This window comes from bacterium (genome assembly GCA_024228115.1).
GTDB lineage: Bacteria > Myxococcota_A > UBA9160 > UBA9160 > UBA6930.
This window is the reverse complement of sequence record JAAETT010000061.1, coordinates 1-25,371: the sequence shown is the minus strand read 5'-3', so window position 1 is coordinate 25,371 and position 25,371 is coordinate 1. Positions and strand designations below refer to the sequence as shown.

Below are 25,371 nucleotides of genomic sequence, written 5' to 3'. Positions count from 1 at the left end.
TCGTGGTCGGTACGTTCTCCGGGGGAGGGCCGAGCGCGGCCCGAGGAGAGATGGTGAGCGAGCTGGGTGGGAACGACGAGACGGGCGCGGAGGTTTCCACGCCTCCTGGGGAGGTGGAGATTCGGCTTCCGGATGCGGAGGTCGCCGACCCCTACTCGGCGATGACAGCTCGCTACAACTTCTTCTTCCGCTGGTTCGCGCGACGCTACATCGGCCACTTGGATTTCGATGAGGCGACGACCACCGCGTTGAAGTCCGTCGAAGAGCGGGGCGCTGTCGTGTACGTCATGCGCTACGCGAGCCGTCTCGACTATTTCCTGTTCAATACCCTGTTTGCGCGGCGTGGCCTACGGCTCTCGGCCTTCGCCAACGGCCTTTCGTTCTACTACTACCAGCCGTTCTGGCCCGCGATCAAATGCTGGTGGAAGCGCCGCCGGGTGGGCGGGAGCGAGCGACGGGAGGAGGACCGGCGCCGCGCGCAGGAAAAGGCACGCGCGGTCGTGAGCCGCGGCGAATCGATGTTCCTCTTCCTGCGAACCCAGCGACTCGGGAGCCTGCTACGTGGACGCGAGGCGGCCGTGGCCGAGGGGCGACGTGACCAGGATCTCCTCGAGGACATTCTCAAGACGGCCCGGGATGAGGACAAACAGGTGACTCTCGTGCCCCTGGCGCTCTTCTGGCGCAAGGGTCCGCGGGCGACCCGTGGCTTCCTGAACCTCACTTACGGCGCGCCGACTCGTCCGACGGATATTGCGAAAGTCACGTCCTTCCTGATGACGTATCAGGATCTCGCGATCCGGCCCGGGGTCCCGATCGATGTGCGGGCGTTCGCGGCGTCGCGCTCCGGGGACGGCGATGCGCGGCTCGTGCGAAAACTTCGCCGCGCGATCCAGGTGTTCTTGTTCCGGGAGGAGCGTATCGTCGAGGGCCCGACGCTTCGGCCCCGGCACCGCGTCCAGGAACTGGTGCTGGCGAGCGATGAGGTCGGGCAGGCGGTGGCCGAGCGAGCACGCGATCCGAAGACGACGCCGGAGGCTGCCCGAGCCCAGGCGGAGAAGATCTTCCGCGAGATCGCAGCCAACATGAACTCCACGTTCCTGGCGATCTTGAACGTTGCCGCCACTTGGATCTTCCGGAAGCTCTTTGCATCGATCGAGACATCCGGGATGGAACGGGTTTCGCAATATGCGAAGGACCAGGCGGTCGTGCTCGTGCCGAGCCATCGCTCCTATTTCGACTTCCTGATCCTGACGTGGCTCTTCTACGGTCAGCATACGATGCCGCCACATATCGCCTCGCGCGACAACATGGCCTTTGGTCCTTTCGGTTTCATCTTCCGTCGTGCCGGCGCCTTCTTCATGCGCAAGAGCTTCGACGATCCGCTCTACAAGGCCGTGTTTCGTGCCTACCTCGCCTATCTGGTGAAGGAGGGTTTCACCCAGGAGTTCTTCATCGAGGGCGGGCGCTCGCGTACGGGCAAGAGCATGGCGCCGCGGATGGGGATGCTGAACTGGAACATCCAGGCGTTCCTCGACAGCGGCCGCAAGGATCTCATCTTCGTTCCGGTCGGCATCACCTACGAGCGTCTCGTCGAAGAGAGCGCGATGATCGACGAGCTCGAGGGGGGCGGTAAGCAGCAGGAGAGCATGGTGGCCCTGGTGCGGGCCCGGAAGGTTCTCCAGCGCCGTTTCGGAAGCGTATTTCTCTGCTTCGGAGAAGCGGTTTCACTCGCCAAGGCTCTCGAAGGCCATGAGCATCTGTTCCGCACTGGAGAGGGCTCGGAAGTCACTGAGGATGATCCGGCCGTCGTTGCGGCCAGACGTGATTTCACCGAGGGGCTCGCCAACGATCTGGTCGAGCGCATCAACTGGTCGATCGTGGCCAACGCAACGTCCGTCGCCGCTTGTGCGCTGCTCGGCGAGCCCCGCCGCGGACTCTTCCGTCACGAGCTGGTGCGGCGCATGGCGGAGGTCGTCGAACTCCTCAACCTCCAGGACGTCCGCCTGACGCCGGCCTTCGCTGCCGACGAGCCCGAGTTCGAGGAATCGATCTCGTTCATGCTGCGCTCCGGACTGATCAAATCCGAAGACGATCCCCGCGGCGAGATCCTCTACTTCGAGGGTTCCACGCGCCGAGCCCTGATCGTCTACCGGAACACGCTCTTCCATTTCCTGATGGCTCCGAGCCTGATCGCTCGCCAACTCCTGCGTGGCGGAACGGAAGGAGAGCTGACCCGGGATCTCGAGTTCTGGCTCGATCTCCTGTACGGGGAGTTCTATGCGCCGAAAGCGTTGGTCCAGAGCGCGCAGCGCAGTGCCTTCCTCGACTACTTCGAGCGCATCGGTGTGCTGGAACGCCGCGAGGATCAACTGCGAGCGACCGAGAAGGGCCAGCCCTATTTCGGTTTCCTTGCTGAACAGACCCGTAGCCTGCTCGAGACGTATCACGCGGCTTTCTCGGCGATCGCGGAGAATGAAGCGCCGCAGACGGCCAAGCATCTGGAGAAGGCCGCCGAGGAGATCTTTCGCCGCGCCAACCTGATTACGGAAGTGCATAGCGCGGAGGGTTGGAATCCGGTGACGTTCCGCAACGCGCTGGAACTCCTGGCACGACGCGGCATCGTGGAGAAGCAACCGGCCGAGGGTCGCGCGGATGCTCTGTATGTGCCGGGCGAGGCTCACGGGGATCTCTCGGTGCTGCTCGGTCGGCTGGCGGGGGCCCTGGGCTCCCGGTAGTCTCGCCGCCCCATGATCTGCCCGAACCCCCCGGACTTCGAAAAACGGGGCGGCCTGGTCACGGCCATTGCCCAGGATCACGCGACCGGTGAGATCCTGATGGTGGCCTACATGAACGAGGCCGCCTTCGAGAAAACCCTCGAGCTTGGTGAGGTGGTGTATTGGAGCACCTCACGGAACGAGTTGTGGCACAAGGGCGAGAGCAGCGGAAACACGCAGATCCTGAAGGAGCTGCGGATCGATTGTGACGCCGACGCGGTACTCGTCCGCGTGGAGCAGAAGGGCGGCGCGGCCTGCCATACGGGCAAGCGCAGCTGCTTCTTCCGGGCCTGGAATGGCGAAGACTGGGACGACGATGGAGAGCAGGTCTTCGATCCTGCTGAGGTGTACGGCAAGTGAGTTCCAAACGCCGCCGCATTCTGCGCCTGGGCCTGCCAAAGGGCAGCCTCCAGGAGACGACCGCCCGGCTCTTCGAGCTGGCCGGCTACAACATCCGTTTTCCCTCGCGCTCGTACTATCCGGAGATCGACGATCTGGAGATCGAGTGCATCCTGATCCGAGCTCAGGAAATGGCGCGCTACGTGGAGCAAGGCGTTCTCGACGCCGGTATCACGGGTGTCGATTGGGTGCAGGAGAACGGCGCCAAGGTCAAGGAGCTGGCCGATCTGAAGGCGCCCTGGCCGAACTACCGCACCGTTCGTTGGCTCCTGGCCGTCAAGGACGGTTCGAAGATCCGCTCCGTCAAGGATCTACAAGGGAAGCGGATCGCCACCGAGGCCGTTGGTCTGACGCGTCGCTACCTGAAGAAGCACGGCGTGAAGGCCGAGATCGAGTTCTCCTACGGCGCCACCGAGGTGAAGCCACCGATCCTGGCGGATGCGATCGTCGACGTCTCCGAGACGGGCTCGAGCATTCGCGCGAACAACCTGCGAGTCCTCGATACGGTGCTCGAGACCACCCCGCGTTTCATCGCCAATAAGGAGTCCGTGAAGGACGCCTGGAAACAGGCCAAGCTCGATCGGTTGCTGTTGATGCTGAAAGGCGCGATTACAGCCGCTGGACGTGTCGGCCTGAAGCTGAACACGCGGCGCAAGGATCTCGACGCGGTTCTCGCAGTGCTGCCCGCCCTGGGTACACCGACCATCTCCGCCCTCGCCGACGACGAATGGGTTGCCCTGGAGATCATCGTCGAGGAGACCGTGGTGCGTCATCTCCTGCCCGAGCTCGTCGAGCTCGGGGCGGAAGGCATCGTCGAGTACCCGATCAACAAGATCATTCATTGAACCGGTTGCTCCGGCTGGCGCAGCTGCTGCCGGACTACGCCGAGACGGCGTTCAGAGGGGCTTTCGGGCATAGGCTGCCTGGACGCGGCTCGCGCCAGGTGGCCCAGGCCGTGATCGTCGGAGCCGAGGGTGTCCTGCTGACGGTCCGGTCCGACCTGCGCGGCTGGGAACTCCCCGGTGGAACGGTCGATCCGGGCGAATCACCGGAGGCCGCCGTGGTGCGAGAGGTGCGAGAGGAGACGGGCCTCACGGTCGAAATCGAGCGGCAGGTCGGCAGCTGGACCCGCACAGGCTTCTTGCCTCATGCCGCCTGGATCTTCCGGTGCAGGCCTCTAGGCGGAGTGCTCACACCGAGCCCCGAGACGCCGAGGGTGGCATGGTGGAATCCTGGGGAGCTGCCCGGCACGCTCTTTCCCTGGTACCGGGAGCCTCTGGCTCAGGGGTTGGCGGAGGCGGGCCCGCCAGTCGAACGCCACGAACACCAGGGCTTGCGCGCCATCGCCGCCGGAATGGCGATCGATCTGCGCATGCGCCTCAGCGACGACGAGGCCCGGTAGCGGAAAGAACGTTCCCGCTTGCGAGTGCTTACGATCCGGTCTCTCGCAGGCCGCTCTGCTCGAGTTCTTTGCCCAACTGCTGGACCTTGCGTTTGAACTCGTCGAAGGCGTCGTCGAAGGAGAGGATGATCTCGGTGGTGCGCGGGATCTCATCGCCGTTCAGCAAGCCGCGGTAGCGGTTCAAGTTGGCCAGGATGGCTTCGGCCACCTTCAGTGCGCGCTTCTCCGTCTTGATCAGCGGCGACTGGAGGGTGTAGACGTTGTTGCGGCCCCAGAGGCTCTCGTCCCGGACGATTGCGATCTCGCGGTAGACGCTGTTGATCGGATCGAAGTTGTACTCGACGCGGACCTCTTTGAAGATGTCCGAGTTGCCGGTGTAGAAACCGCGCTCCTTTTCCACCTTGCCAAGTTGGCGGCAGCGCGGGCAGTAGAACGTATCGCCGTGGTTGAGGAGGAAGACGCCCTTCGCGTAATCCTCGCAGTCGGTATTTTCGCAATACCCAACGCCACGTTTCATGCTTGCCATGAGTTTCGCCTCCGGCTCTCGCCTTGGTTTGCGCGAGCTCCGTTCGAGCCTCCGAAGTCTTGCGACTTCTATAGGCAAGCCCCGTGCCATGCAGCTCTGGGGGGAGCACCGCGGCGCGATGTTCTAGCGTTCTTCCGCTCTTGAGAGTCTAGCTGCAGATCCTTTGCCGATGCCGGGATGCATGCACTTTGCTTGTGCAGGCATCCCGTGTGACTCAAACGGGGAATCCGATTCCCCTCCTCCCGGGCCGTACGCGGCGGGTCCGCAAGTTCCCGCGCACCAGGTCCGGATTTTTTCTCCGGACGCCTTGGTTGGGGGAAAAGGCGAACTGTCGCGACGACTTACGGGACACTCTGCTTATAATCCGCGAGCCGCCTGTTTGTCAACCAGGATTTGATTCTTCGCCAAAGGCGAGTTCGCGGCGAAGCGCTGCACGCTCTCGTGCCAGGTACAGCGCGTAGCCAGCGATGCCTGCGACGGTGAGGCCATAGGCCGCAATGACGTAACTCACGCCACTCCCTCCCGGTTGGCCAGGGCCAATTGGCGGTTCCGCTCGGCACGCAGGCTGCCAACCTCCTGGCGGCGCACCAGCAGGAAGGCGAAGACCGCGACCATCGCCACCATTCCCATGAAGAAGGGCCAGCCCATTCCGGCGCCGAGGCTGTCTCCCCCCAGGTTCTCCGGATGGATCGAACGGCCGGCGGCCAACTTGATCGCGAAATAGTTGAGGGGAATGAGTGTCAACCCTGCGATGCCGTAGACGGCAGCGAAGCGGGCCGCTCGTTCGCTGCCCTCCGTGAAGGAACGGAGCAACAGGTAGGCCACGTACACGAAGAAGAGCAGCAGCGTCACCGTGAGACGCAGATCCCACGACCACCACTTTCCCCAGGTGCCCTTGCCCCAGATCGGGCCGCTGATCAGCATCATGACCGCGAAGAGCACGCCGATCTCTGCGCTCGAAAGAGCGAAACGATCCCAGCGCTCGTCACCCTTCCAGAGGTAGAGGGCGCCTCCAACCGCCGTGCAGATGAAGCCCAGGTACGTGCCGATGGCCATCGGCACGTGGACGTAGAGGATCTTCTGGATGACGCCCTGCACCCGGTCGATGGGTGCATTCCAGGCGAGGAAGGCCCAGGTGGCCACGCAGCCGATCAACAGGAGCGTCGTGATCGTGTGCGCGCGAGAGGGGGAGGAGTCTGCCGTCATGCCCTGGTCATTCGTCGAGGACGTACTCGAAGCCGAGGAACGAAACTATCAGAAACACGCCGTCGGTCACCAGCAACAGCTGAAGGGCCGAAAACGGGAGCTCACCTTCCGCGAGTAGCCCGCGGGTCGCCTGGACCGCTCCTAGCAGGACCGGGACCATCAGTGGCAGCATGAGGAGGGGTAGGATCATTTCCCGGTTGCTGGTGCGCACGGCCATGGCCGAGAACAGGGTGCCCAGACTGCAGAGGCCCACCGCGCCCAGGAAGGCGATTCCGGCCAGCGGTAGCGCGACCGGCCAGAGGTTGAGGCCGAAGGCAAGAGCGAAGGCGAAGGCCGCGACGGCCTGCATGATCAGCACCAGCGTCAGGTTGGCGCCCGCCTTGCCCAGGAAGATCCATCCGCGATCGACCGGGGCGAGGGCAAGGCCCGACAAAGCCTCGTTCTCGAGCTCCATGCCGAACGAGCGGCTCAGCCCCAGCACGATGGCGAAGACGTAGGCCACCCACAGCAAGCCCGGCACATGCTCGCGTGCGGAGCCGGCCTGCCCGGGAGGCGCGGCGAAGTAGAGCACCACGACGACGAGCAAGGCGAAGACCAGCATGGCGACCAACCGATCGCGGCTGCGCCACTCTGTGAGGAGATCCTTCCAGAGCACGGTCCAGAACACACTCATGACGGTGACGGGCTCGCGATCGCCTCACGATAGGCCGCGTCGAGGCTGTCGCGATTGGCCAGGGCCTCGGGCACGATGGATCTGACGGCCCCGTGCTTGAGAATCAGCGTACGGTCCGCCAGGTCGGCGGCTCGGGAGAGATCGTGGGTGACGAGCACGGAGGTTCGCCCACCGTCCCGCGCGGCCTTGAGCTGAACCGTCAGACGATCCGCGGCGGTCGGGTCCAGGCCGGTGAACGGCTCGTCCAACAGCAGGATGGCCGGGTCGTGGACCAGCGCCCGCGCAATGGCGACCCGTTGAGCCATCCCTCGGGAGAAGCCTCCCACCGGGCGGTCGGCCGATGCGCTGAGATCCTGTTCATCGAGCAGGGTCGCGGCTCGGGATTCCGGATCGTCGACGCTCCAGAGACGGCCGGCCAGGATCAGGTTCTCGCGCGCCGTGAGGGCCGGATACAGGAAGGTCGCGTGGCCGATCAAACCGATCCGGCGGCGGCGAGCAATCCGATCATCGGCTGCACCCCCATGCCCGCTGGCGCCGCCCAGGCGGATCGTCCCAGCGGAGGGCCGCGCCAGGCCGGCGATGAGCCGCAACAGGGTCGACTTGCCAGCACCGTTCGGGCCCAACACGGCCAACGTCGAGCCGCAGGGGACATCCAGATCCAGAGGTTGCAACGCCACCAGGGGACCGAAGCGGCGGCTGAGTCCGCGGGCCTCGATCGCGTGGGTGGCCTGGCTCACCCGTTGGCCGCCGGCAACGCCGCTCCGCATCGGGCGCAGAAACGGTGGCTGGTATCGGGCGCGGCGCCACATTCGCTACAGACGGCGGTGCTCCCGGGGGCAGCGGCCGATGTTGGCACTTCGCGTTCTTCCCGCATCAGTTCGATCGCACGAGCGCGCAGCTCGTCACGCAGCGTTCCGTAGTCTTCGTTTTCGACCTTGCCGGTCTCGAAGTCGTGGTCGAGATCGCGCAGGGCGGCAACGACCGCTTCGCGTTCCCGGCCGGCCGCGGTTTCCGTGTCGCCGGCCAGGCCTGCACCGCTGTGCTCGCGCCACAGCGGCGTCACGAGCAGGACCAGAACCAGGGCGCCGCATAACGCGATACCGCCCCGGAACACGACCGTCGGCAACTGGGTTCTTGGCGGCCGGCGATCGATGCGCAGGTTCACGGCCTCCTCGGCTGCGATCTCGTAGGCCTCCAGGTGCATGTAGGTCAGGTCGGAGGTGCGTACCGGGCGCCGCCGGTGGAGACGGTCCGATGCCGGGGCCAGATTTCCCGGATCGGCCACGAAGATCGACAGCAACGGTACCCGCACGGGCCAGCTTCGATCGAAGGCGATGGGGAATGCATCGACCTGCACCTGGTAGGTGACTTCGACCGTGAGTGTGCCGGGCGGCGTTTCGCCGATGACGGCCAGTCCGCCACGTTCGTCGGGCAGCAACGAGATGCCGCGCCCGTCCGCGCCAAATCGCAACCGGGTGATGCCTGATGGGATCGGGATGAAATGCAGAGGCGCGTCGGCCGTGCCGAGTACACGGGCTTCGCCAGTGATCTCGAGGACGTGGGTTTCGTTCACCGCCATGGCGGCATCGTCGACGGCCAGAAGGTCTCGCACCTCTTTCAGCACGACTGCGTCTTCTGCGAGCTTCGCCGGGGGAACGCTCAGGGCGATGGCCAGGCGGGTACCCGGTGGGGTGGGGCCAGCCTCGAAGGCCAGAAAGCCCGAGCCCTCGCCCGGCTTCAGTTCGACCGCGGTGAAGCCCGGGGTCTCGAGTTCCGCACCGACCGGGATCCAGAGCCGGAGCGCCGAGGCGCCGCTCGGCAGTTCCCAGGTGAAATCGATCCGCTCGTTGCTCGCGGAATCCGGGATTCCGACCTCGAACGAGAACGACAGTTCCTGGCTGCCCGAATGCACGGGGCCCCACCAGGAAAGGTCGCGATCCTTTCTCTCGACGCCATCCGGGATCACTCCGAGAGGCATCTGGAAATTGCGGGCGCTGTCCGGCAGCCGCGCGCGGAGGGCGGGCGCGGCGCTCTGGCGGTCAGCCGCACCCACGTGAAATGTGTGGGGACCCGGGTTCTCGATCTGCAGGGTTTCGATCAGGCGCAATCCCGTGCCCGTCCGTTGCAGCCGAAGCTCTGCCGTGCCGGCGGTGAGCGCGCTGGAATCCGCGGAGATCGGAGCGATCCGGATGTCGGCCTGACGCTCCGTCTCTCCCGCGGCGAAGGTGATGCGCCCGCCGGGGAACGGAATGCCCCGAAAACTGGCACCTAGCAAGTACGCGAGATTGCCATCGCGCGAGATGTTCTCGAATGCGAACCGTCCCTGGGAATCGCTGGTCGCCCTGCGCATTCCCGGGAGCCCCTCGGCAGAGAGCGCGTAAAGGGCGACCTCGACCTCGGGCAGTGGTGTGCCGCCTTCGGCCTGAAGGACGCGTCCGCGGATGACGCCATCCCCGATCGGAACGTCCGGCGTTCGATTCTGGGGCTGGGCTGTCGCCGCGAAAGCCAGCGCCATGATGAGGCCGCCCATGAAGAGTTCACGCCGCCAGGCCCGGAATCGCCGAAATGCGTGGCTCACGCTTCGTTCTCTTCCGAGCGGCTCCGCAACGGCGGGTGAGGCCAGAGGATGAGGATCGTGCCGAGTACGAAGGTGTAGCCGCCGATCCAGATCCAGTTGACCAACGGGTTGCGGTAGACCTTCACCGTCGCCGACCCGTCGGGCTCGATGGCCGTCAGGATGACGTACAGGTCTTCGAGGAGAGTCGAGTAGACCGACGGGATCGAAGCCGGCTGCTGTTCCAGCCAGTAGACCCGGCGTTCTGGAGTCATGGTGACGAGCGGCTCGTCGTCCTGGAAGAGAGCAATCCGGGCGATCGCTCCACCGTAGTGCTGGGCCGGAATCGGTCGGGCCGTGCGGTATTCGAGCCGGTACCCGTTCATTTCGATCGAATCGCCGACACGGATGTTCTCGAGCCGTTCTTCGTTGAATGCGGCTCCAGCGATCCCGATGAAGATGAACACCACGCCGAGGTGGACCACGTAGCCGCCGTACCGCCGCTGGTTCTTTCGCATCAGCGTTGCAACCGCCCGGGCCGGGTTCTCGCCGCGGCGCATACGCGCGCGAACCGCGCGTAGGTACTCCTGCGAGATCGTGCCGACCACGAACCCGGAAACCGCCCAGACGAGCACCGGAAACACACCGCCCGAGAGGCCTGTGCCGATGCCGGTGGCGAAGCCGACCGCCAAACCGCAAATGGAGGGCCACACGAACTGGCGCCGCAGGTTTGCTCCGGACGCGCGGCGCCAGGCAATCAGCGGTCCGATGCCGGTGAGAAGCAACAACGGAAGCGCCACGAAACTGGCGAGGCCGTTGAACCAGGCGGGACCGATCAAGAGCTCGGTGCCGGTGATCCATTCCGAGACCTTCGGGAAGAGGGTGCCCCAGAAGACCACGCCGAGGAACGCCATGAAGAGCCAGTTGTTCACGACGAAGCCGGCTTCGCGGGACAGCACGGATTCGAGCTGGTGCTTGGCTCGGAGTTCCGGGGAGCGCCAGGCGAGGATGCCAAAGAAGAGGACGACGGTCGCTACGACGTAGCCCAGGAAGAGGATTCCGAAGATCTCGGTCTGGGCGAACGCGTGGACGGATCGAACGAGGCCGCTACGGGTGAGCATGGTGCCGAACAAGCAGAGCGTGTAGGTCAGCCCGATCAGCACCAGGTTCCAGACCTTCAGCATGTCCCGCTTTTCCTGCACCATCACCGAGTGCAGGTAGGCAGTGGCTGCGAGCCAGGGCATGAAGGACGCGTTCTCTACCGGATCCCAGGCCCAGTAGCCCCCCCAGCCGAGCACTTCGTAGGCCCAGCGTCCGCCGAGCAGGATGCCGACCGAGAGGAAGAACCACGCCCATAAGGTCCACCGGCGGGTGATGCGCATCCATGCGGTTCCGAGTTCGCCTGTCGCCATGGCGGCGAAGGCGAAGGCGAAGGGCACAGCGAAACCGACGAGCCCCGTGTACAGGACGATCGGGTGGATCATCATGACGGGATGCTGCAGTAGCGGGTTGAGGCCGTTGCCGTCGGAGAGCACCTGGCCCGGGGCGACCGCTTCGAAGGGGTCGGACACGAAGTTCAGCATCACGCCGAAGAAGACCGCGTTCAGCATCAGCATCGCGCTCACCCAGGGGATCAAGCTCTGATTGCGGCGGTTGACGACGACCGCAACCGCCGCGTAGGCCGCCAACATCCAAAGCCAGAGCAGCAGGGAGCCGGCCTGGCCGCCCCAGAGCGCGGCGAGGCGGTAGTGGGTGGCCATGCTGCGGGCCGCGTGGCTTGCCACATAGGAGAGCTGGAAATCGAGGGTGGCAAAGGCCCAGAAGAGGCTGCCGATGGCAACGCTCGCCAACACGAAGTGGACGAGGACGGCGATTCGCGCGACTTCTGCCCAGGCCGCGTCCCGGCGTACGCCTCCCACCACGCCCGCCACGGCGCCGACGAGGGCGACCACGAAAGCAAACCCCAGGGCTGAGGCGCCGACCTCACTCATCTGCGGGCATCCGCTCACTCATCTGCGGGTATCCGCTCACCCGTCTGCGGGTTGTCGCCCGCTCATCGGCGGGTTGCCGCTCGCTCATCCGGGCTAGCTCGAAGTGCCGGAGCCCGGGGGTTCCTGACCCTCGAACTTCGACGGGCATTTGGCGAGGACATTGGTGGCGTGGAAGGTGTTCCCGCCGCTCTCGGCAGGATGCAAGCGGCCCTCTACGACGACCTCGGCGCCGTCCTTGAAGAGGTCCGGCGTCTCGAGGCTCGCGTAGACCACCTGCATCATGCGGCCGTCCGCTTCTCCGGCGTGAGGCGGTGTGCTCTGTACGCGAAAGCTCACCTGTTTGGCGTCTACGTCGCGCTCGATGGAGCCATCAGCGACGTAGCCGTGCACGCGCACCGCGCGGCTCGCTTCGCCGTCTGCGGCCGCGAATTCTTCGAGGGTCTGGTAGTAGGCAAACGACGCTTCGCTGACCTGCGTCGAGCCGTACCAGCCGAGCAGCAACGCCATCAAGACGCCGCCGATGGCGATCTGGACCCCCTTGGACATGCTCCGCAAGCTATCCCCTCGACCGGTTTCCGTCAAACCCCGGGAGGCGCGAAAGCGTAGGAAATTCGATGGGTTGCAAGCGTCTCTCAGTTGACATGTTCTAGCTCCACGGCTACCTCGCCGGTGTGCGAATTCCTCCTCACATCCGGGCGGTCCAGCCGTTCCTCGCGATGGAGTTGATGGAGCGTGCGCAGGAGATGGAGCGGGCGGGGATCCACGTGGTGCACCTCGAAGTCGGCGAGCCGGATTTCGATCCACCGCCTGCGGCGCTGCGCGCCTGCGCCGAAGCCCTGGGCTCCGGACACACGAACTACACGGACAGCCGGGGCCTTCCCGAACTCCGCGACGCGATCGCAGCGGACAAGACGCGCCGCACGGGCAGTTCGGTGGATCCGGCCCAGGTGATCGTGACGAGTGGCACATCCCCGGCGATGCTGATGGTGTTCGGCCTCGTGCTCGAGCCTGGTGACGAGGTGATCGTCCCGTCGCCGCACTACGCGTGTTATCCGAACTTCGTGCGTTTCTGCGGTGGGAAGCCGGTGGCGGTGGCCTGCGCTCCGGAGGCTGGCTATGCCGTGGACGTGGACGCGGTGCGAAGTGCCGTCACCTCCCGGACGAAGGCCATCGTGGTGGGCACACCGGCCAATCCGACCGGTGCCATTCAGAGCCGCGAGACGCTCGAAGCCCTGGCCAGCCTCGGTGTGCCTCTGGTTTGCGACGAGATCTACGATGGGCTCGTCTACGACGAAGCCCGCGTGGTCTCTGCGCTGGAAATCACCGATCAGGCGTTCGTCCTGGATGGGTTCTCGAAGCGCTACGCCATGACAGGCTTCCGTCTCGGCTACGTGATCGCCCCGCAAGCCGCGATCCGCACCTTGCAATCGCTGCAGCAGAACCTGTTCATATCCGCGAGCGAATTCGTACAGCGGGCGGGGATCGCAGCCCTCCAGCAAGGGGACGCCACCGTCGAGGCAGCCCGGGCGAGCCTCGCGCCCCGGCGCCGGCTGCTGATCGATGGTCTTCGCGAGCTCGGCTTCGTCATTCCCGTCGAGCCCGAGGGTGCGTTCTACGTGTTCGCGGATGCGGGCGCCTTCAGTGGGGATTCGCTCGCCTTGGCGAATGCGTTGCTCGAACGCGCGCACGTCGCCGCCACTCCAGGAATTGATTTCGGTTCCACGGGGGAGGGCTGGCTTCGCTTTTGTTATGCGGCGCCCGAGGCGGATCTACGCGAGGCGCTCGCTCGGCTCTCTCGCTGGTCGGAAGGGGGAGCCCCCTCGGCTTGATGGGCCTACCCGCCCGATCGGATCAGGTCCAGCTGTAGCGCTTCGCAGGTCGCCTCGCTGCGCGAGGGATTGCGATGGAACTTGCCCAGCTGGGATGCGAACGCGGCACGGGATCGGCCGAGCATTCCGGCGGTGCCCAACAAGACCAGCAGCAGGATCCCCGGTTCCGGGACGGAGAGCCGCAGGGCGAGTGTATTCGGTGGTGACGTTCCGCCCCCATCGCTCACCAGGACGAGGCTCGTATCGCCGTTCGCCAAGGTCGGGCCGAGACCCATGCCCTCGATGTTCAGTGCGCCGCCCAACCGGCTCCAGAGCAGGGTCTTGCCGACGCCTTGGAAGCTGGCACCCGCCAGGGCCGGCAGGCTGCTGGTATCCGTCGCGCCGTTGAAATCGATCAGGAAGAGCCGCGATTGAAATCCGCCGAGGGCGAGCGCGCGTTCGAGCACGAGCAGCTCCCCGCTCGGGAGCGCCACGAGATCGACCACGCCCGAGAAGCTTCCCTGGGCTTCGGTCCGATAGGCCCATTGCCCGGCGGCGGTTCCCGTTCCGTCGAAGCGTTGGATGCGCACCCAGGTACCGTCGACGAAGTTCGCGACCGGGCCGTCGACCAGGAGGGCGGCCTCGTTGGCGGTCCACAAGGCGGAACCGTCCGGCGCGAGGCTCAGCGATTCCAGGCCGAGATTCGGCCTCAGATTGGCGAAGATCGGCGGCAAGGTGACGTTGCGGATCAACGCGCCGGTGGTGGGATCGACTTCCCGGATCGCCGGGCCGACCTCGTCCGATACGAAAACGCTCCCGGTAGCGCTGCGCCAGGCGACGCCCTCCAGATCGACCCCGCCGGCGAGAATCACGGGTGTGCCTGCGCTGGCCTGGCTTACGAAGCCCGTCACCGGATCGATGCTGATCGAAACGGGGTGGAGTGTCCCTCCGGAATCCGCGACCGAGAGGAACTGGCCGCCACCAGTGTGAGCGATTCCCGAGAATTCCGCGTTTCCTGCACCGCTGATGACGACAGGCGTCTGGCCCGGATCGACGACAGCGAGGGCGGAGGCCGTGGTCGGGGGGCCGACAGTCGCGATCAGGCACGCAGCGAGCAGGAGGAAGAGCCTACGAGAGCGCAGGAGTACGCGAGACATATGGAAGAAGGGTGCCCCGAAAGGCCATGACGTGGCGCGTTTCTTGCGCGGGGGATTCGAAACACGCAGGCATCGGGGGGGGGGGCATGAGTCCCCTGGGGATGCCAGGATCCGACGGCGCGAGTGGAATCGAATGGCCTGCCCGCGAACCGTCGGACGCGTTCGGCCTACTCGCCCGATGTGGGCCCGCCCTGCACGGCGTCGATGGCTGCCCGCACGAGCGGCTCGATTCCCTGCAACTCATCCTGGCCGGATTGGGTAAGCCCCAGGCGCACGATCACCAGATCTGCCGAAGGGACGATGACCACGTATTGTCCGCTCATGCCGCGGGCCGCATAGGCCTCCGGCGGTACCGACGGCCACATGCGCTGGGTCGGGTCGGCTGGATCGCCTGCGTTCAGCCACCACCCCGCGCCGTATCGGCCCTCGGGTGCTTTCGGCGTGGGTGTACTCACGTACCGGATCCAGTCTTTGGGAAGGATGCGCTGGCCGTTCCATGTCCCCCCTTGCAAATGGAGTTGGCCGAAGCGTGCCCAGTCCCTGCCAGTCGCGTAGAAGAAGGGAGGAGCCGATGAAGCTCCCGGACGCGTCGGTTTCGAACACCGCGCTGCGCATTCCGATGGGGTCGAAGAAGGACGTGCGACTCCAGCTCACCTGGGCTTCGACGTCGCGCCCGAAGAGATCACGCAAGATGCGGGCGAGGATGTTCGACGTGCCACTCGAGTAGGCCCATTCGCTGTCGGGTTCGTGGAGGAGATCCATGCCTGCGGCGAATGCGCCTGCGTCCGGGTGGGTGAAGAGCATCTGGGAGACGTCGTTCACGGCCCCATAGGTTTCATCGAAGGCGAGGCCGCTCGACATGCGCAGCAGCTGGTCGACGGTAATCGAGCCGCGGGGATCGGCGGGCCCGCGCCACTCGGGAACCGGGGCAGGGCCGAACCGATCGAGCCGGCCTTCGAACTCGGCGACACCAAGCAGCGCGGCGATCACGCTTTTCGCAGCGGACCAGGAGAGCAATCGGGAATCGCGATCGACGCCGGGGGCATAGCGTTCGGCCAAGAGCCTTCCGCCGTGGGCGACGAGTACGGCGAGAGTCTGGCGCATCCGCCCGGGCTGGTTCTCAGGCTCGGCGAAGGCTTCATCGAGGGCGGCGACGAGCGCGGGGTTCGCAGGGCCGTCGAGGGGGGCACTGCCTTCCGGCCACGGCAGATCGGGTCGAAGGGGGGGCGCGTGGGGTGGATCCTCGAAGCTGCGAAGTGCAGCCTCGTCCTCGTCGAGAACGAGTGTGCAGCCAACGCCGCCGCGAACGATGGCTCGTCCGCGGGCCCAGGCTGCGGCCCGGCTTCCGGTGGTTCCCGTCCCAGGGTCGTGCTGGAGTTCGACCAGTTTAGCGCCGGCACCGAGCAGGGGGCCTACGTAGTGCGCCATGACCCACTCCGGATCGAGGCCGGTGTGGTGCACCAGGCCGCAGGCGACCAGGGCGCTCATCCCGGCACCGACGCGAGCCGCCGTCCACGCTTGGGAGCCGATGGCGACCAGGGCCCCGAGGAGGAGCAGAGGCAACCCGAGGGTTCGGAGGGCTCGGTTCATGGATGGGTTGACCTCGAAGGTTCAGGCACTTCTTCGAAGCGGCAGGCTGATCAGGAAGAGGAGAACCGTCGCCAGGGCGATGCTCGCGCCCGCTGCCAGATCGAATTGGTAGGCCACGAAAAGGCCCACGACACCGGATATGGCACCCAGGCCCATGGCCAGCGCAACCTGGCCTCGAAAATCCCGGGCCCAGAGTGCGGCGGTGGCGGCCGGGACGACCAACAGGGCTTCGATCAACAGGACACCGACCAGCCGGACGCCGAGGATCACCGTGATGGCCAGCAACACGAGCAAGAGCATTTCCAGCTTCTCGACCGGATGGCCGTAAGCGCCCGCAATCTCGTCGTCGAATGCGACGAAGAGGTGCGCGCGAAACGTGAGTGCGAGAAGGATCAACACGCACGCGCCGAGGCCGAGCAGCGCCGTCAACTCGAAGGGCGAGATCGCCAGGACGTTGCCGAACAAGTAGCCGAACAGATCCTGTTGGGCGCTTCGTCGCAGGCTCACCAGGACGAGGCCGAGGGCCATCGCGCCGGTGAAGAAGACTCCGATCACGGTATCCTGGGAGAGCTCACTGCGCCGTCTCGACCAGGCGATCGCGACGGCTGTCCCGACCGCGAAGACCGCTCCGCTCCAGGTGGGGCTCATGCCTAGCAAGAGGCCGATCGCGATGCCGCCGATGGCCGCGTGAGAGATGCCGATGCCTGCAAAGGCCATTCCCCGAAGGACGACGAAGAAACCAAGGCCGCCGCATACGATGCCGACACCGATCGCGGCGATCAGCGCCCGTTGCATGAAGACAAGCTCGAGCATTCGGCTCAGTGCCCCGGGCCGTGACGGCCGTGGTGGTCGATTTCGCCGCGCAGGAAGTCGAATTCGCAAGCGTAGGCTTCCTTGAGGGCGTGGCTGTGAACGACTTCATCCGGATTGCCGTGGACATGCATATGGCGGTTGATGCAAAGGAGTCGATCGGCCTCGCCGGCCAGGGCCACCAGATCGTGGGAGACGGCGATCACGGAAAGACCGAGCTCGGATTGGAGCTTGCGGCATAGCCGATAGAAGGCCTGCTCCGCTGGAAGATCGAGACCTACGGTCGGCTCATCGAGAATCAACAGGCGGCTGCTTGCGCACAAGGCCTGGGCGAGCACCACCCGGCGCTGCTCGCCGCCGGAGAGCTGCCCGATCGGCCGATCCGCCAACGGGAGGATTCCGACCCGCTCGAGATTCTCCTCTACGGCTTCGCCTTCCGCTGTCGCCAACCCCAGCCGACCCCGCCAACCCCGTCCGCGCAACCCTCCCATGGCGACGATATCCCGCACGCGAGCCGGGAAGCCCGCGGGCACGTTGTTGCGTTGGGGCACGTAGCCGATGCCTTCGTCCCGCTGGTGGCCGGGCGTCGCACCGAGCACGCTGATCTCGCCCGCGTCGGGCTTCAAACTGCCGAGCAGCGTCTTGAGGAGCGTCGTCTTGCCGGCACCGTTCGGGCCGCAGATGCCAGCAAACTCTCCCGGCGCCACGTCGAACGTGATGTCTTCGAGGACGGGGTGTCCGTCGCGCTTGACGTAGAGCCCCTGGACGTGGAGGACAGGGGGGACGCGCTCGTTCATCGTGGGCCCCCCATGGCGCGGCGGAACGCCGCCGCGTTGAAGCGAAGCAACGCTTCATAGCTCGCGCGGGCCGGGTCCGCCGGGTCGCCGAGGGGATCGACGTTCTCCGTGCTCGCTCCGAATTCTTCAGCGACACGTTCCGCCATGCGGCCGGGAAGCTGAGGTTCCACGAGAATCGCCCGGATGCCGGCCGCTCGGGCCTTGGCGACGAGTTTGCCGAGGCTCCGCGGGCCCACCTCGCCTCCGTCTGCGTGGCGCAACACGCCGATGGCCTCGAGGCCGTAGCGCTCGGCGAAGGCTGCCCAGGCATCATGCAAGGCAACGAATTGGCCGCCCGTATCGGCGAGCTCTGTGCGCACGCCTGCATCCAGGGCCGTCAGCCGGACCTGGAAAGCCCGCAGCTGCTCGGCGTAGGCTGCCGCTCCGTCCGGGTCTGCAAGGGCCAGCGCATCGGCAAGTCGCGGTGCCAACAGGTCACGGACCGCAATCGGGTCGAGCCAGGCGTGGGTCGGCAACCCGAGGCTGACAGCGAGGGCGAGATGGCGGCCGGTAGCGAGTGTGTCGCCGAGCCGCGCGGCCCACGCATCCGAGCCGTCTCCTGCAGAAACGAACAGGCATGCCGCTTCAGCGCGAGCGGCGTCGGAGGGCCGTGGCTCGAACGCGTGAGGGCTCGCACCCGAGGGCACCAGGACCAGGCTGTCGACGCGTTCCCCTCCGATCTCCTGGACGAGGAACGAGAGCGGGACGAGGGTCGTCACGACGTTGCCGCAGGCGTTGGCTGCGCCGGGAAGGGCGACGAGCCCGGCCATCAGAAACAGGAAGAGAGGACGGACGCGATGCATCAACAGACCTCGACCGACTCCTCGAAATCCTTTGGCTCCACCTGGATCGTGACATGTTCGATGGCATACCGATCGCGGAGGAGGCATTGCAGTTCGCCTAGCAGCGCGGCCGGGGGCGTGTCCTCGCGGCAGGCCACATGACAGGAGAGGGAGACCATGCCGCTGGTGATCGTCCAGACATGCAGATCGTGCACCGAGGCCACACCATTCGCGTTCGCCAGTTCCCGCCCGATCTCGGCCACATCCAGATGGCGGGGTGCGGACTCCAGCAACACGTCGACGGTTTCTTTCAGCAGGGTCCAGGCCGAAGCCAACACCAGCAGAGCGATCACCGCCGAGGCGATCGGGTCGGCCAGCGTCCAATCGAAGAGCCATACGCAGAGGCCAGCGGTCATTGCGCCTACGCTGCCGAGGGCGTCGCTCATCAGGTGGAGCCAGGCGCCGCGCATGTTCAGGCTGGCATCCCGGCCGCCTTGGAGCAGGAACAAGCCGAGGACGTTGACGACGAGGCCGCCGGTGGCGATGGCGAGCATTGGCAGGCCGAGTACCTCGGGCGGCGCGGCGCTTCGCTCCCAGGCTTCGATCAGGATGAAGATGGCGACGACCACCAGGGCCGTTCCATTGGCGAGGGCCGCGAGAATTTCCGAACGCCGATAGCCGAAGGTGCGTGCTGCGGGAGCGGGGCGTTCGGCCAGCCAGAGGGCCGCCAGGGAGAGGGCGAGGGCGGCAACATCCGAGAGCATGTGCCCCGCGTCGGCCAGGAGTGCAAGGGAGCCGGTCCAGAGGCCACCGAGTACCTCGGCAACCATATAGGTGGCTGCCAGGGCCAGCGTCCATGCCAGGCGCTTTCGCTGCTGGGGCCGGGAGAGGGCCGACGAAGGCCCATGCGCGTGCCCATGATCGTGATCGTGCATCTGGACAGTTTCCCCTACCGTAGCCCGCGGCGCAGCCGCAGCCCGGCCCGCCTTCTTCTCGTGGGCAGCCGCGCTACTTTCCGCTGCCTTCGCAACCGGGAGACCCCATGGCCGATTTCGAGATCCATCAGTTCCTCTGCCTGTCGGACAACTACGCCGTGCTCCTGCATGACGCGGACTCCGGCGTGACGGCGGTCATCGATACACCCGAGGTCGCGCCGATCGAGGCGGCTCTCGAAGCCAAGGGCTGGAGCCTCACCCATATCCTGAACACGCATTGGCATCCGGACCATACGGGCGGGAACCTGGAACTCCAGAAGAAGACGGGAGCCGAGATCATCGGGCCCCGGGCGGAGCAGGACAAGATCCCGGGTATCCAGAAGGCCGTGGGCCAGGACGATGTCTTCGATCTCGGTGGTCACGAAGTCCACGTGTTCGATGTGCCCGGTCACACGGCGGGGGCCGTGAACTACTGGTTCCCGAACGACCGGCTGGTGTTCACCGGGGATACATTGTTCGCGATGGGCTGCGGTCGCCTCTTCGAGGGAACGCCCGAGACGATGTGGACCTCGTTGCAGAAGCTGATGGAACTTCCGCCCGAGACCCGCGTCTACTGTGGCCACGAATACACCCAGGCCAACGCTGCCTTCGCCCTCAGTGTCGACCCGGACAACACGGACCTGAAAGCCCGGGCTCAGCAGGTGGACGAGACCCGCGCCGCGGGCCAGCCGACGCTCCCGACCACGATCGATCTCGAGCTTCGCACCAACCCCTTCCTCCGCCCCGCGACGTCGGGGTTGCAGAAGGCGATCGGGCTGGAGGGTGCAGCGCCGGTCGCGGTATTCACCGAGACGAGGCTTCGGAAGGACAACTTCTAGCGGAGACGCTCTCCGTGCCTGTATGGGGGAAGTCGGCTCAGCTCCCCGTCCACTCCGGCTCGCGCTTCTCCGCGAACGCCCGGGCGCCTTCCTGCGCGTCCTTCGATGTGAAGATCTTGCCGCTCTCCGGGCCCTGGTGGGACCAGAATTCCTCTTCCGTGCGGCCGTAGGAATCGACGATCAGCTTCTTCGACATGGCGACCGACAGCGGTGCATTGCGGGCGATCTGTCTCGCCAGGTCGAGCGCCACGTCGAGTGCATTGCCCGGTTCGGATACGCGCGCGATCAAGCCGAGTTCGAGGGCCCGCTCGGCGCTGATCGGATCGCCCGTGAGCGCCATCTCCATCGCGACGCCGTGGGGCACGACGCGCGGAAGGCGCATGAGCGCGCCACCGGCGGCGAAGAGTCCGCGCTTCGCTTCGGGAATGCCGAACTTCACGTTGTTGGCCGCCACCAGCAGATCACAGGTGAGTGCGAGTTCCAGTCCACCCGCGAGCGCAAAGCCTTCGATCGCTGCGATCAACGGCTTCCTGGCGCCGGCCTGCAGGAACTTGCCGAAACCCACGGGCGGGCCCTGGGTGGCGAACCACTTGAGGTCCATGCCTGAGGAGAACCCGCCTCCGGCGCCCGTCAGTACGGCGGCCGTCAGCCCCGGGTCGTTGTCGAGTTCTTCGACCGCGGCATTCAGTGCGTCGGCCAACGGGCCGTTGACCGCGTTCCGGGCCTCGGGGCGATTCAGGGTGATGACCAGGATGCGGTCGTGTCGTTCGGTCAGGACTTCATTTGCCATGATTCAATCCTTCGATCACTTGGGGGGAAGGCGAACGCCACCGTCGCAGCGCACCACTTCACCGTTCATGTAGTCGTTGGTGATGAGTTGCATCACCATCTGGGAGAGTTCGTCCGCGTAACCCAGGCGCTTGGGGAAGAGCACGCTCTGGCCGAGCTTGGCCTTGAAGGCCTCGCTGCCTTCGCCTTCGCCATAGATGGGCGTGTCGAACAGGCCCGGCGCGACCGTGTTCACGCGAATGCCGATTGCCGAGAGGTCGCGCGCGATCGGAAGCGTCATGCCGACCACGCCGCCCTTCGAAGCCGAGTAGGCACACTGACCGATCTGGCCTTCGAAGGCCGCGACCGACGTCATGTTGACGATCGCACCGCGCTGGCCCTGCTCGTCGAGGGGCTCCTGCTTGGCCATCATGGCCGCAGCAAGCCGCAGACAGTTGAAGCTGCCGATCAGGTTGACGCGCACCACGAACTCGAAGACCTCGAGCTTGAACGGCTCGCCCTGGCGATCGACCGTTCGGCCGGCGCTGCCGATACCCGCACCGTTGACGAGTGCGCGAAGGGGCGCCATGCCAACGGCCGTCTCGCAGGCGATCTGTACCTGATCGGGATCGGCCACGTCGGCCTTCACGAACTCGCCACCGAGTTCGCTTGCCACTTCCTTTCCCTTCTCCTCGTTCATGTCGAGGATCACGCACTTCGCGCCCGCAGCCGTCAGCCGGCGCGCGCACGCTTCGCCGAGGCCGGAAGCGCCACCCGTGACGATGGCAGAGCTATTCGAAACATCCATTTCAGTTCTCCTGGTTCGGGCACACGGGGTGCCCGGGGTTCAATCCGAGGTTTCCGCAATCACGCCTTTCACGTTCTCGCGCAGGCGATTGAGTAGCCCGGCGAGTTCGCGACGTTCCTTGCGGGAGATGCCCGCGCGAAACTCTCCGCGCAGACGCTCGTCGATCTTCGCGACCTGATTCGCCAGCTGGTCGCCGTCCGGCGTCACGGCGACGAGCCACACGCGGCGGTCGCCGGGCTTGGGCTGGCGTTCCGCCAGGCCCCGCGCCTCGAGGGAGTCGACCATTGATCCCATCGCGGCGCGTCCGAGGCCCATGTGTTTGGCGAGTTCGGCCTGCATCAGAGGGCCGCGCTCCTGCGCATAGGCGAGCACGCTGGCTTCGGAGAGGTTGAGGCCAAGCTCTTCGAAGCCCAGGTCGTACGCCCGCCGGATGCCCCGGGCGAGCGACATGAGTGTCGATTCGACCCGGAGCCACGGCGGTGCATCGAGCTCGTGCTTGCTGGATTCGCTCATGGCGGATGCGAACGCTGGGCTGCGATCAGGCCCGGCGCAGCAGCGTTCCGGTCCCGAGGCCTCCACCGCAGCACATGGTCACGAGCGCGTGCTCCTTGCCGCTGCGCTGCAGCTCGTGCACGGCCTTGGTGATGAGCACCGAACCCGTGCCACCGAGCGGATGGCCGAGTGCAATCGCGCCGCCATTCGGGTTCACGGTCGCCATGTCGGGCTTGAGTTCGCGCTCCCAGGCCAGCACCACCGAGGCAAAGGCTTCGTTGATCTCGACGATGTCGATGTCGCTCATCTGCATGCCGTTGTTCTCGAGCATCTTCCGGGTCGCACCGATCGGCCCGGTCAGCATCAGGACCGGGTCGCTGCCCGTGAGGCAGGCGTCGACGATCGTGGCCAGTGGCTTCAGGCCGAGGGCGTCGGCCTTTTCCTTCGTCATCAGCAGGATCGCGCCGGCGCCGTCGCTGATCTGCGACGAGGTGCCGGCCGTGTGGACGCCACCTTCCTGGTTGGTCTTGAGCTTTGCGAGCCCTTCGAGCGTGGTCTCGCGCAGGCCCTCGTCCCGCGCGACCCGATGGGTCGTCTCGAGCGCATTGCCCTCGTCGTCGACGTCGGGCGCGTCGATGGGGAGGATCTGACCGTCGAAGCGATTCTCCGCCCAGGCTCCGGCGGCGAGGTCCTGGGAGCGCTTGCCGAAGGCATCCGTGTCTTCGCGCGTGATGCCCCACTGTTTGGCGATGCGCTCGGCGCCCTCGAACTGGGACGTCCACTCATAGTGCTCCCAGTAGTTCTTGTTCACCGGCATGCCGGTGCTGCCCTTGGGGATGGTGGCGCCCATGGGCACGCGGCTCATGAGCTCTACGCCGCAGCCAACGGCCGAATCGACGACGCCCGAAGCCACGAGCGAGTAGGCGAGGTTGGTCGCCTGCTGGGAAGATCCGCATTGGGTATCGACGGTCGTCGCCGCAACGTCCAGCGGAAGCCCGGCGGTGAGCCAGGCGTTTCGCGCCACGTTCATGGTCTGCATGCCCACCTGGCCGACGCAACCGCCGACCACCTGGCCGACTTCCTTGGGATCCGCACCGCTGCGTTCGAACAATTCCTTCTGGACCTGACCGAGCACGTCGATCGAATGGCAGGTGGACAGACCGCCGTTGCGACGCCCGAGAGGGGTGCGCACGGCTTCGACGATGACGACTTCACGCATGGGGGGGGATTTCCTCTATGGATGGAATGGGCTCCGATCGAGGATCGACAGCCGACTGTCCGCCCGAGGGTCGGACGTGGGGCCGGACCCGATGTCCGGCGGTAAATGGTTCGGCGCCATACTATCCAACGACAGACAAAAAGTCGAGAAGGACTCCAGGTCTGGGGTTCCCGAGGCGCGGTGGAGGGCGGTCGACGGCGTCCGTCATCTCACACGAGGAGGAAGTGGCCGCGCCCTCAGATGAAGGTCTGCAGGATCGTGGCTGCGATGCCTGCGCCGAACGCGATCTTCTTGTGCTTCGGCAGTTCGCCCCACCAGTTCGTCTGCTCGCGTGAGCCGAGCCCTGTGTTGATGCACGCGTACAGGATGCCACCGAGGGCAACCGAAACCAGGAAGATGCGCAGAGCGTGGAGCGGATCCATCCACCGATCATAGCGGTTGGCGGTACCCGGGTGGTACCACCCGGATCCGGTGACTCGCCGTAGACTGCGTCTGCCCGACACGAGGGGGGCAAGCCCGTTGCCGGGAACGAGTGCGGTTTCGAAACCGGTGCCGCAACGGCAGCGGTACTTCAAGTGCGTGTGACGGACGGTGCGGAACCCGTGTCGAAGGCGACAAGCAGCGCTGACGCGGCGCCGATAACGTGGCTGAGCGGCAACAAGGGGTTGGCGACCGTCGGTCGTCCCAGGTCGAGGAGCGAGGTATCGGTAGCCAGCTCGAAACCGAGCTTTACGGCGAGGCTCGCGAGCAGGACCAAGTGCAGTCTGGGCATCCTGCCGTCGCATCGCATCCCGCGCAATGCCGCGAAGGCCGTAGCGCCACAGGCGACGCCAGACAGTCCCGCGAACCGGGCGACATCGGGCCGTAGCAGGAACACGCCGAGCCCCACGACGAGGCCGCCGCCGAGCACCAGCACGGCGTAACGGCACCAGTCCGCGTCGTCGAGCAGCACACCACACGCGATGATGACCAGGGCGTTGTGGGCCAGTTGGGTCCACGAGTAGTGGACCCAACTGCTCGTCAAGATCCGCCAGAGCTGCCAGGACTCGATGGCGTCCCGCTCGAAAATCCACACACTCGAAACGTCGGGAAGCACGTGAACGACGACCGCGACGACGACAGCGGCCAGGGAGATCAGGACGCTGCGCGGAAACGGGTCACGCACGTTTGCGAGTGCTCCCGAGGCGAGCAGCGAGCGCTGCCCCGGCGGTCAGAGCCGCCATGAGTGCGCCCGCGTCACCGCTGTATCCGGGGCGGCTAGAGATCTCGTAGTCGTCGGGCCGATCCTTCACGCGCTGCTGGAGATCGGCGAGGGCGACATCGAGGTTTGCGATCAGGTCCTCGCCGGCCTTCTCGAAACCCCGGACGCTATCGCGCTTGAGCTTGCCTTGAAGGTCGATGGGCGCGGCTCGACCCTTCACGAGGCTGGTGCCCGGCGCGCGGAACAACATCTTCCGACTCTCGATGTCGAACACGGCGGCGTCGATCAACGTGTGGGTGTCGTTCTTCTCCGCGGGGACGATGTAGGCCCCGACGATCGTCCAATAGGTCAGTGAAAGGGCATCCTGAGTCGTGAACTGGACCTGGTCGTAGGACATCAGGGCGATGACATCGATGCCATACAAGTGTAGACGCTCACTCAGAAGCGTAGAAATCTGATCATTTGGCCGGGGGGCGACGCAGCCCGCCGTTCCGGATTCCGATTCAGATCTTCCGGGTCGAAAGGTCCTTGACCCAGGGCGAACGCCCTCCCGGCTCGACCG

At 65.8% G+C, this 25,371-nt stretch carries 27 protein-coding genes; 6 read left to right on the top strand and 21 right to left on the bottom strand.

From position 1 onward, the window contains the following. Positions 1-50 precede the first annotated feature (50 nt). The 4 genes from GY937_03400 to GY937_03385 are packed head-to-tail and all read left to right on the top strand — an operon-like array spanning position 51 to position 4,575. Complete coding sequence (locus GY937_03400) at positions 51-2,735, top strand: hypothetical protein (protein MCP5055754.1); 2,685 nt, start codon at positions 51-53, stop codon at positions 2,733-2,735. A gap of 12 nt (positions 2,736-2,747) precedes the next feature. After that, positions 2,748-3,134, top strand: coding sequence for a phosphoribosyl-AMP cyclohydrolase (hisI, locus tag GY937_03395; protein ID MCP5055753.1), 387 nt, complete (start codon positions 2,748-2,750; stop codon positions 3,132-3,134). Beyond that, a complete protein-coding gene (locus GY937_03390) occupies positions 3,131-4,018 on the top strand; it encodes an ATP phosphoribosyltransferase (protein MCP5055752.1) in 888 nt (295 codons plus the stop codon). Before hisI ends, GY937_03390 begins: the two co-directional genes overlap by 4 nt. Continuing rightward, a complete protein-coding gene (locus tag GY937_03385; GenBank protein ID MCP5055751.1) occupies positions 3,901-4,575 on the top strand; it encodes an NUDIX hydrolase in 675 nt (224 codons plus the stop codon). The genes GY937_03390 and GY937_03385 overlap by 118 nt, the downstream gene beginning before the upstream one ends. 28 nt (positions 4,576-4,603) lie before the next feature. Here GY937_03385 and GY937_03380 read toward each other — a convergent pair whose 3' ends face one another. The 8 genes from GY937_03380 to GY937_03345 all read right to left on the bottom strand — a co-directional run bounded on the left by GY937_03380 (position 4,604) and on the right by GY937_03345 (position 12,071). Beyond that, on the bottom strand, positions 4,604-5,101 hold the full coding sequence (locus tag GY937_03380; GenBank protein MCP5055750.1) for a hypothetical protein: 498 nt from the start codon (positions 5,099-5,101) through the stop codon (positions 4,604-4,606). A gap of 382 nt (positions 5,102-5,483) precedes the next feature. Next, positions 5,484-5,612: a heme exporter protein CcmD gene (gene ccmD / locus GY937_03375; GenBank protein MCP5055749.1), complete on the bottom strand. Its 129-nt coding sequence runs from the start codon at positions 5,610-5,612 to the stop codon at positions 5,484-5,486. Further along, on the bottom strand, positions 5,609-6,307 hold the full coding sequence (gene ccsA / locus GY937_03370) for a cytochrome c biogenesis protein CcsA (GenBank protein ID MCP5055748.1): 699 nt from the start codon (positions 6,305-6,307) through the stop codon (positions 5,609-5,611). Before ccsA ends, ccmD begins: the two co-directional genes overlap by 4 nt. Positions 6,308-6,314: 7 nt before the next feature. Then, positions 6,315-6,980 carry an ABC transporter permease gene (locus GY937_03365; GenBank protein MCP5055747.1) on the bottom strand — a complete coding sequence of 222 codons (666 nt, stop codon included), beginning with the start codon at positions 6,978-6,980 and terminating at the stop codon, positions 6,315-6,317. Further along, positions 6,977-7,747: an ABC transporter ATP-binding protein gene (locus GY937_03360; protein ID MCP5055746.1), complete on the bottom strand. Its 771-nt coding sequence runs from the start codon at positions 7,745-7,747 to the stop codon at positions 6,977-6,979. The genes GY937_03365 and GY937_03360 overlap by 4 nt, the downstream gene beginning before the upstream one ends. Further along, positions 7,714-9,558, bottom strand: coding sequence for a zinc ribbon domain-containing protein (locus GY937_03355; GenBank protein MCP5055745.1), 1,845 nt, complete (start codon positions 9,556-9,558; stop codon positions 7,714-7,716). The genes GY937_03360 and GY937_03355 overlap by 34 nt, the downstream gene beginning before the upstream one ends. Next, entirely contained in the window at positions 9,555-11,525 is a 1,971-nt protein-coding gene (locus tag GY937_03350) for a heme lyase CcmF/NrfE family subunit (protein ID MCP5055744.1), read from the bottom strand. The genes GY937_03355 and GY937_03350 overlap by 4 nt, the downstream gene beginning before the upstream one ends. 93 nt (positions 11,526-11,618) lie before the next feature. Beyond that, on the bottom strand, positions 11,619-12,071 hold the full coding sequence (locus GY937_03345) for a cytochrome c maturation protein CcmE (GenBank protein MCP5055743.1): 453 nt from the start codon (positions 12,069-12,071) through the stop codon (positions 11,619-11,621). A 170-nt stretch (positions 12,072-12,241) separates the two neighbouring features. Here GY937_03345 and GY937_03340 point away from each other — a divergent pair, with 170 nt between their 5' ends. Next, complete coding sequence (locus tag GY937_03340; GenBank protein ID MCP5055742.1) at positions 12,242-13,354, top strand: pyridoxal phosphate-dependent aminotransferase; 1,113 nt, start codon at positions 12,242-12,244, stop codon at positions 13,352-13,354. 5 nt (positions 13,355-13,359) lie between these two features. On the opposite strand, the gene GY937_03335 is transcribed toward GY937_03340, so the two are convergent. The 6 genes from GY937_03335 to GY937_03310 all read right to left on the bottom strand — a co-directional run bounded on the left by GY937_03335 (position 13,360) and on the right by GY937_03310 (position 19,443). Next, entirely contained in the window at positions 13,360-14,490 is a 1,131-nt protein-coding gene (locus GY937_03335) for an esterase-like activity of phytase family protein (protein ID MCP5055741.1), read from the bottom strand. A gap of 240 nt (positions 14,491-14,730) precedes the next feature. Beyond that, the gene (locus GY937_03330; protein MCP5055740.1) at positions 14,731-16,080 is read right to left on the bottom strand and encodes a serine hydrolase; all 1,350 of its coding nucleotides are present in this window, start codon (positions 16,078-16,080) and stop codon (positions 14,731-14,733) included. Between the two features lie 21 nt (positions 16,081-16,101). Next, on the bottom strand, positions 16,102-16,875 hold the full coding sequence (locus tag GY937_03325) for a metal ABC transporter permease (protein ID MCP5055739.1): 774 nt from the start codon (positions 16,873-16,875) through the stop codon (positions 16,102-16,104). A gap of 23 nt (positions 16,876-16,898) precedes the next feature. After that, on the bottom strand, positions 16,899-17,687 hold the full coding sequence (locus GY937_03320; GenBank protein ID MCP5055738.1) for a metal ABC transporter ATP-binding protein: 789 nt from the start codon (positions 17,685-17,687) through the stop codon (positions 16,899-16,901). Continuing rightward, positions 17,684-18,532: a zinc ABC transporter substrate-binding protein gene (locus GY937_03315; protein MCP5055737.1), complete on the bottom strand. Its 849-nt coding sequence runs from the start codon at positions 18,530-18,532 to the stop codon at positions 17,684-17,686. Before GY937_03315 ends, GY937_03320 begins: the two co-directional genes overlap by 4 nt. Continuing rightward, entirely contained in the window at positions 18,529-19,443 is a 915-nt protein-coding gene (locus GY937_03310; GenBank protein ID MCP5055736.1) for a cation transporter, read from the bottom strand. Before GY937_03310 ends, GY937_03315 begins: the two co-directional genes overlap by 4 nt. A gap of 107 nt (positions 19,444-19,550) precedes the next feature. Between GY937_03310 and gloB the strand changes: the two genes are divergently transcribed. Then, the gene (gloB, locus tag GY937_03305) at positions 19,551-20,321 is read left to right on the top strand and encodes a hydroxyacylglutathione hydrolase (GenBank protein ID MCP5055735.1); all 771 of its coding nucleotides are present in this window, start codon (positions 19,551-19,553) and stop codon (positions 20,319-20,321) included. 37 nt (positions 20,322-20,358) lie between these two features. On the opposite strand, the gene GY937_03300 is transcribed toward gloB, so the two are convergent. The 7 genes from GY937_03300 to rhlP form a co-directional block, all read right to left on the bottom strand. Beyond that, a complete protein-coding gene (locus GY937_03300; GenBank protein MCP5055734.1) occupies positions 20,359-21,111 on the bottom strand; it encodes a crotonase/enoyl-CoA hydratase family protein in 753 nt (250 codons plus the stop codon). 15 nt (positions 21,112-21,126) lie between these two features. Further along, positions 21,127-21,897, bottom strand: a complete 771-nt coding sequence (locus GY937_03295; protein MCP5055733.1) for an SDR family NAD(P)-dependent oxidoreductase — start codon at positions 21,895-21,897, stop codon at positions 21,127-21,129. Positions 21,898-21,936: 39 nt separating this feature from the next. Beyond that, positions 21,937-22,410: a MarR family transcriptional regulator gene (locus tag GY937_03290; GenBank protein ID MCP5055732.1), complete on the bottom strand. Its 474-nt coding sequence runs from the start codon at positions 22,408-22,410 to the stop codon at positions 21,937-21,939. A gap of 25 nt (positions 22,411-22,435) precedes the next feature. Beyond that, a complete protein-coding gene (locus GY937_03285) occupies positions 22,436-23,608 on the bottom strand; it encodes a steroid 3-ketoacyl-CoA thiolase (GenBank protein ID MCP5055731.1) in 1,173 nt (390 codons plus the stop codon). A 236-nt stretch (positions 23,609-23,844) separates the two neighbouring features. Next, positions 23,845-24,030, bottom strand: coding sequence for a hypothetical protein (locus GY937_03280; protein MCP5055730.1), 186 nt, complete (start codon positions 24,028-24,030; stop codon positions 23,845-23,847). Positions 24,031-24,179: 149 nt separating this feature from the next. Continuing rightward, positions 24,180-24,773 (bottom strand): rhombosortase, encoded by a 594-nt coding sequence (gene rrtA / locus GY937_03275; protein ID MCP5055729.1) that lies wholly within the window; start codon positions 24,771-24,773, stop codon positions 24,180-24,182. Then, positions 24,766-25,233 carry a rhombotarget lipoprotein gene (rhlP, locus tag GY937_03270; GenBank protein ID MCP5055728.1) on the bottom strand — a complete coding sequence of 156 codons (468 nt, stop codon included), beginning with the start codon at positions 25,231-25,233 and terminating at the stop codon, positions 24,766-24,768. The genes rrtA and rhlP overlap by 8 nt, the downstream gene beginning before the upstream one ends. Positions 25,234-25,371: the final 138 nt, after the last annotated feature.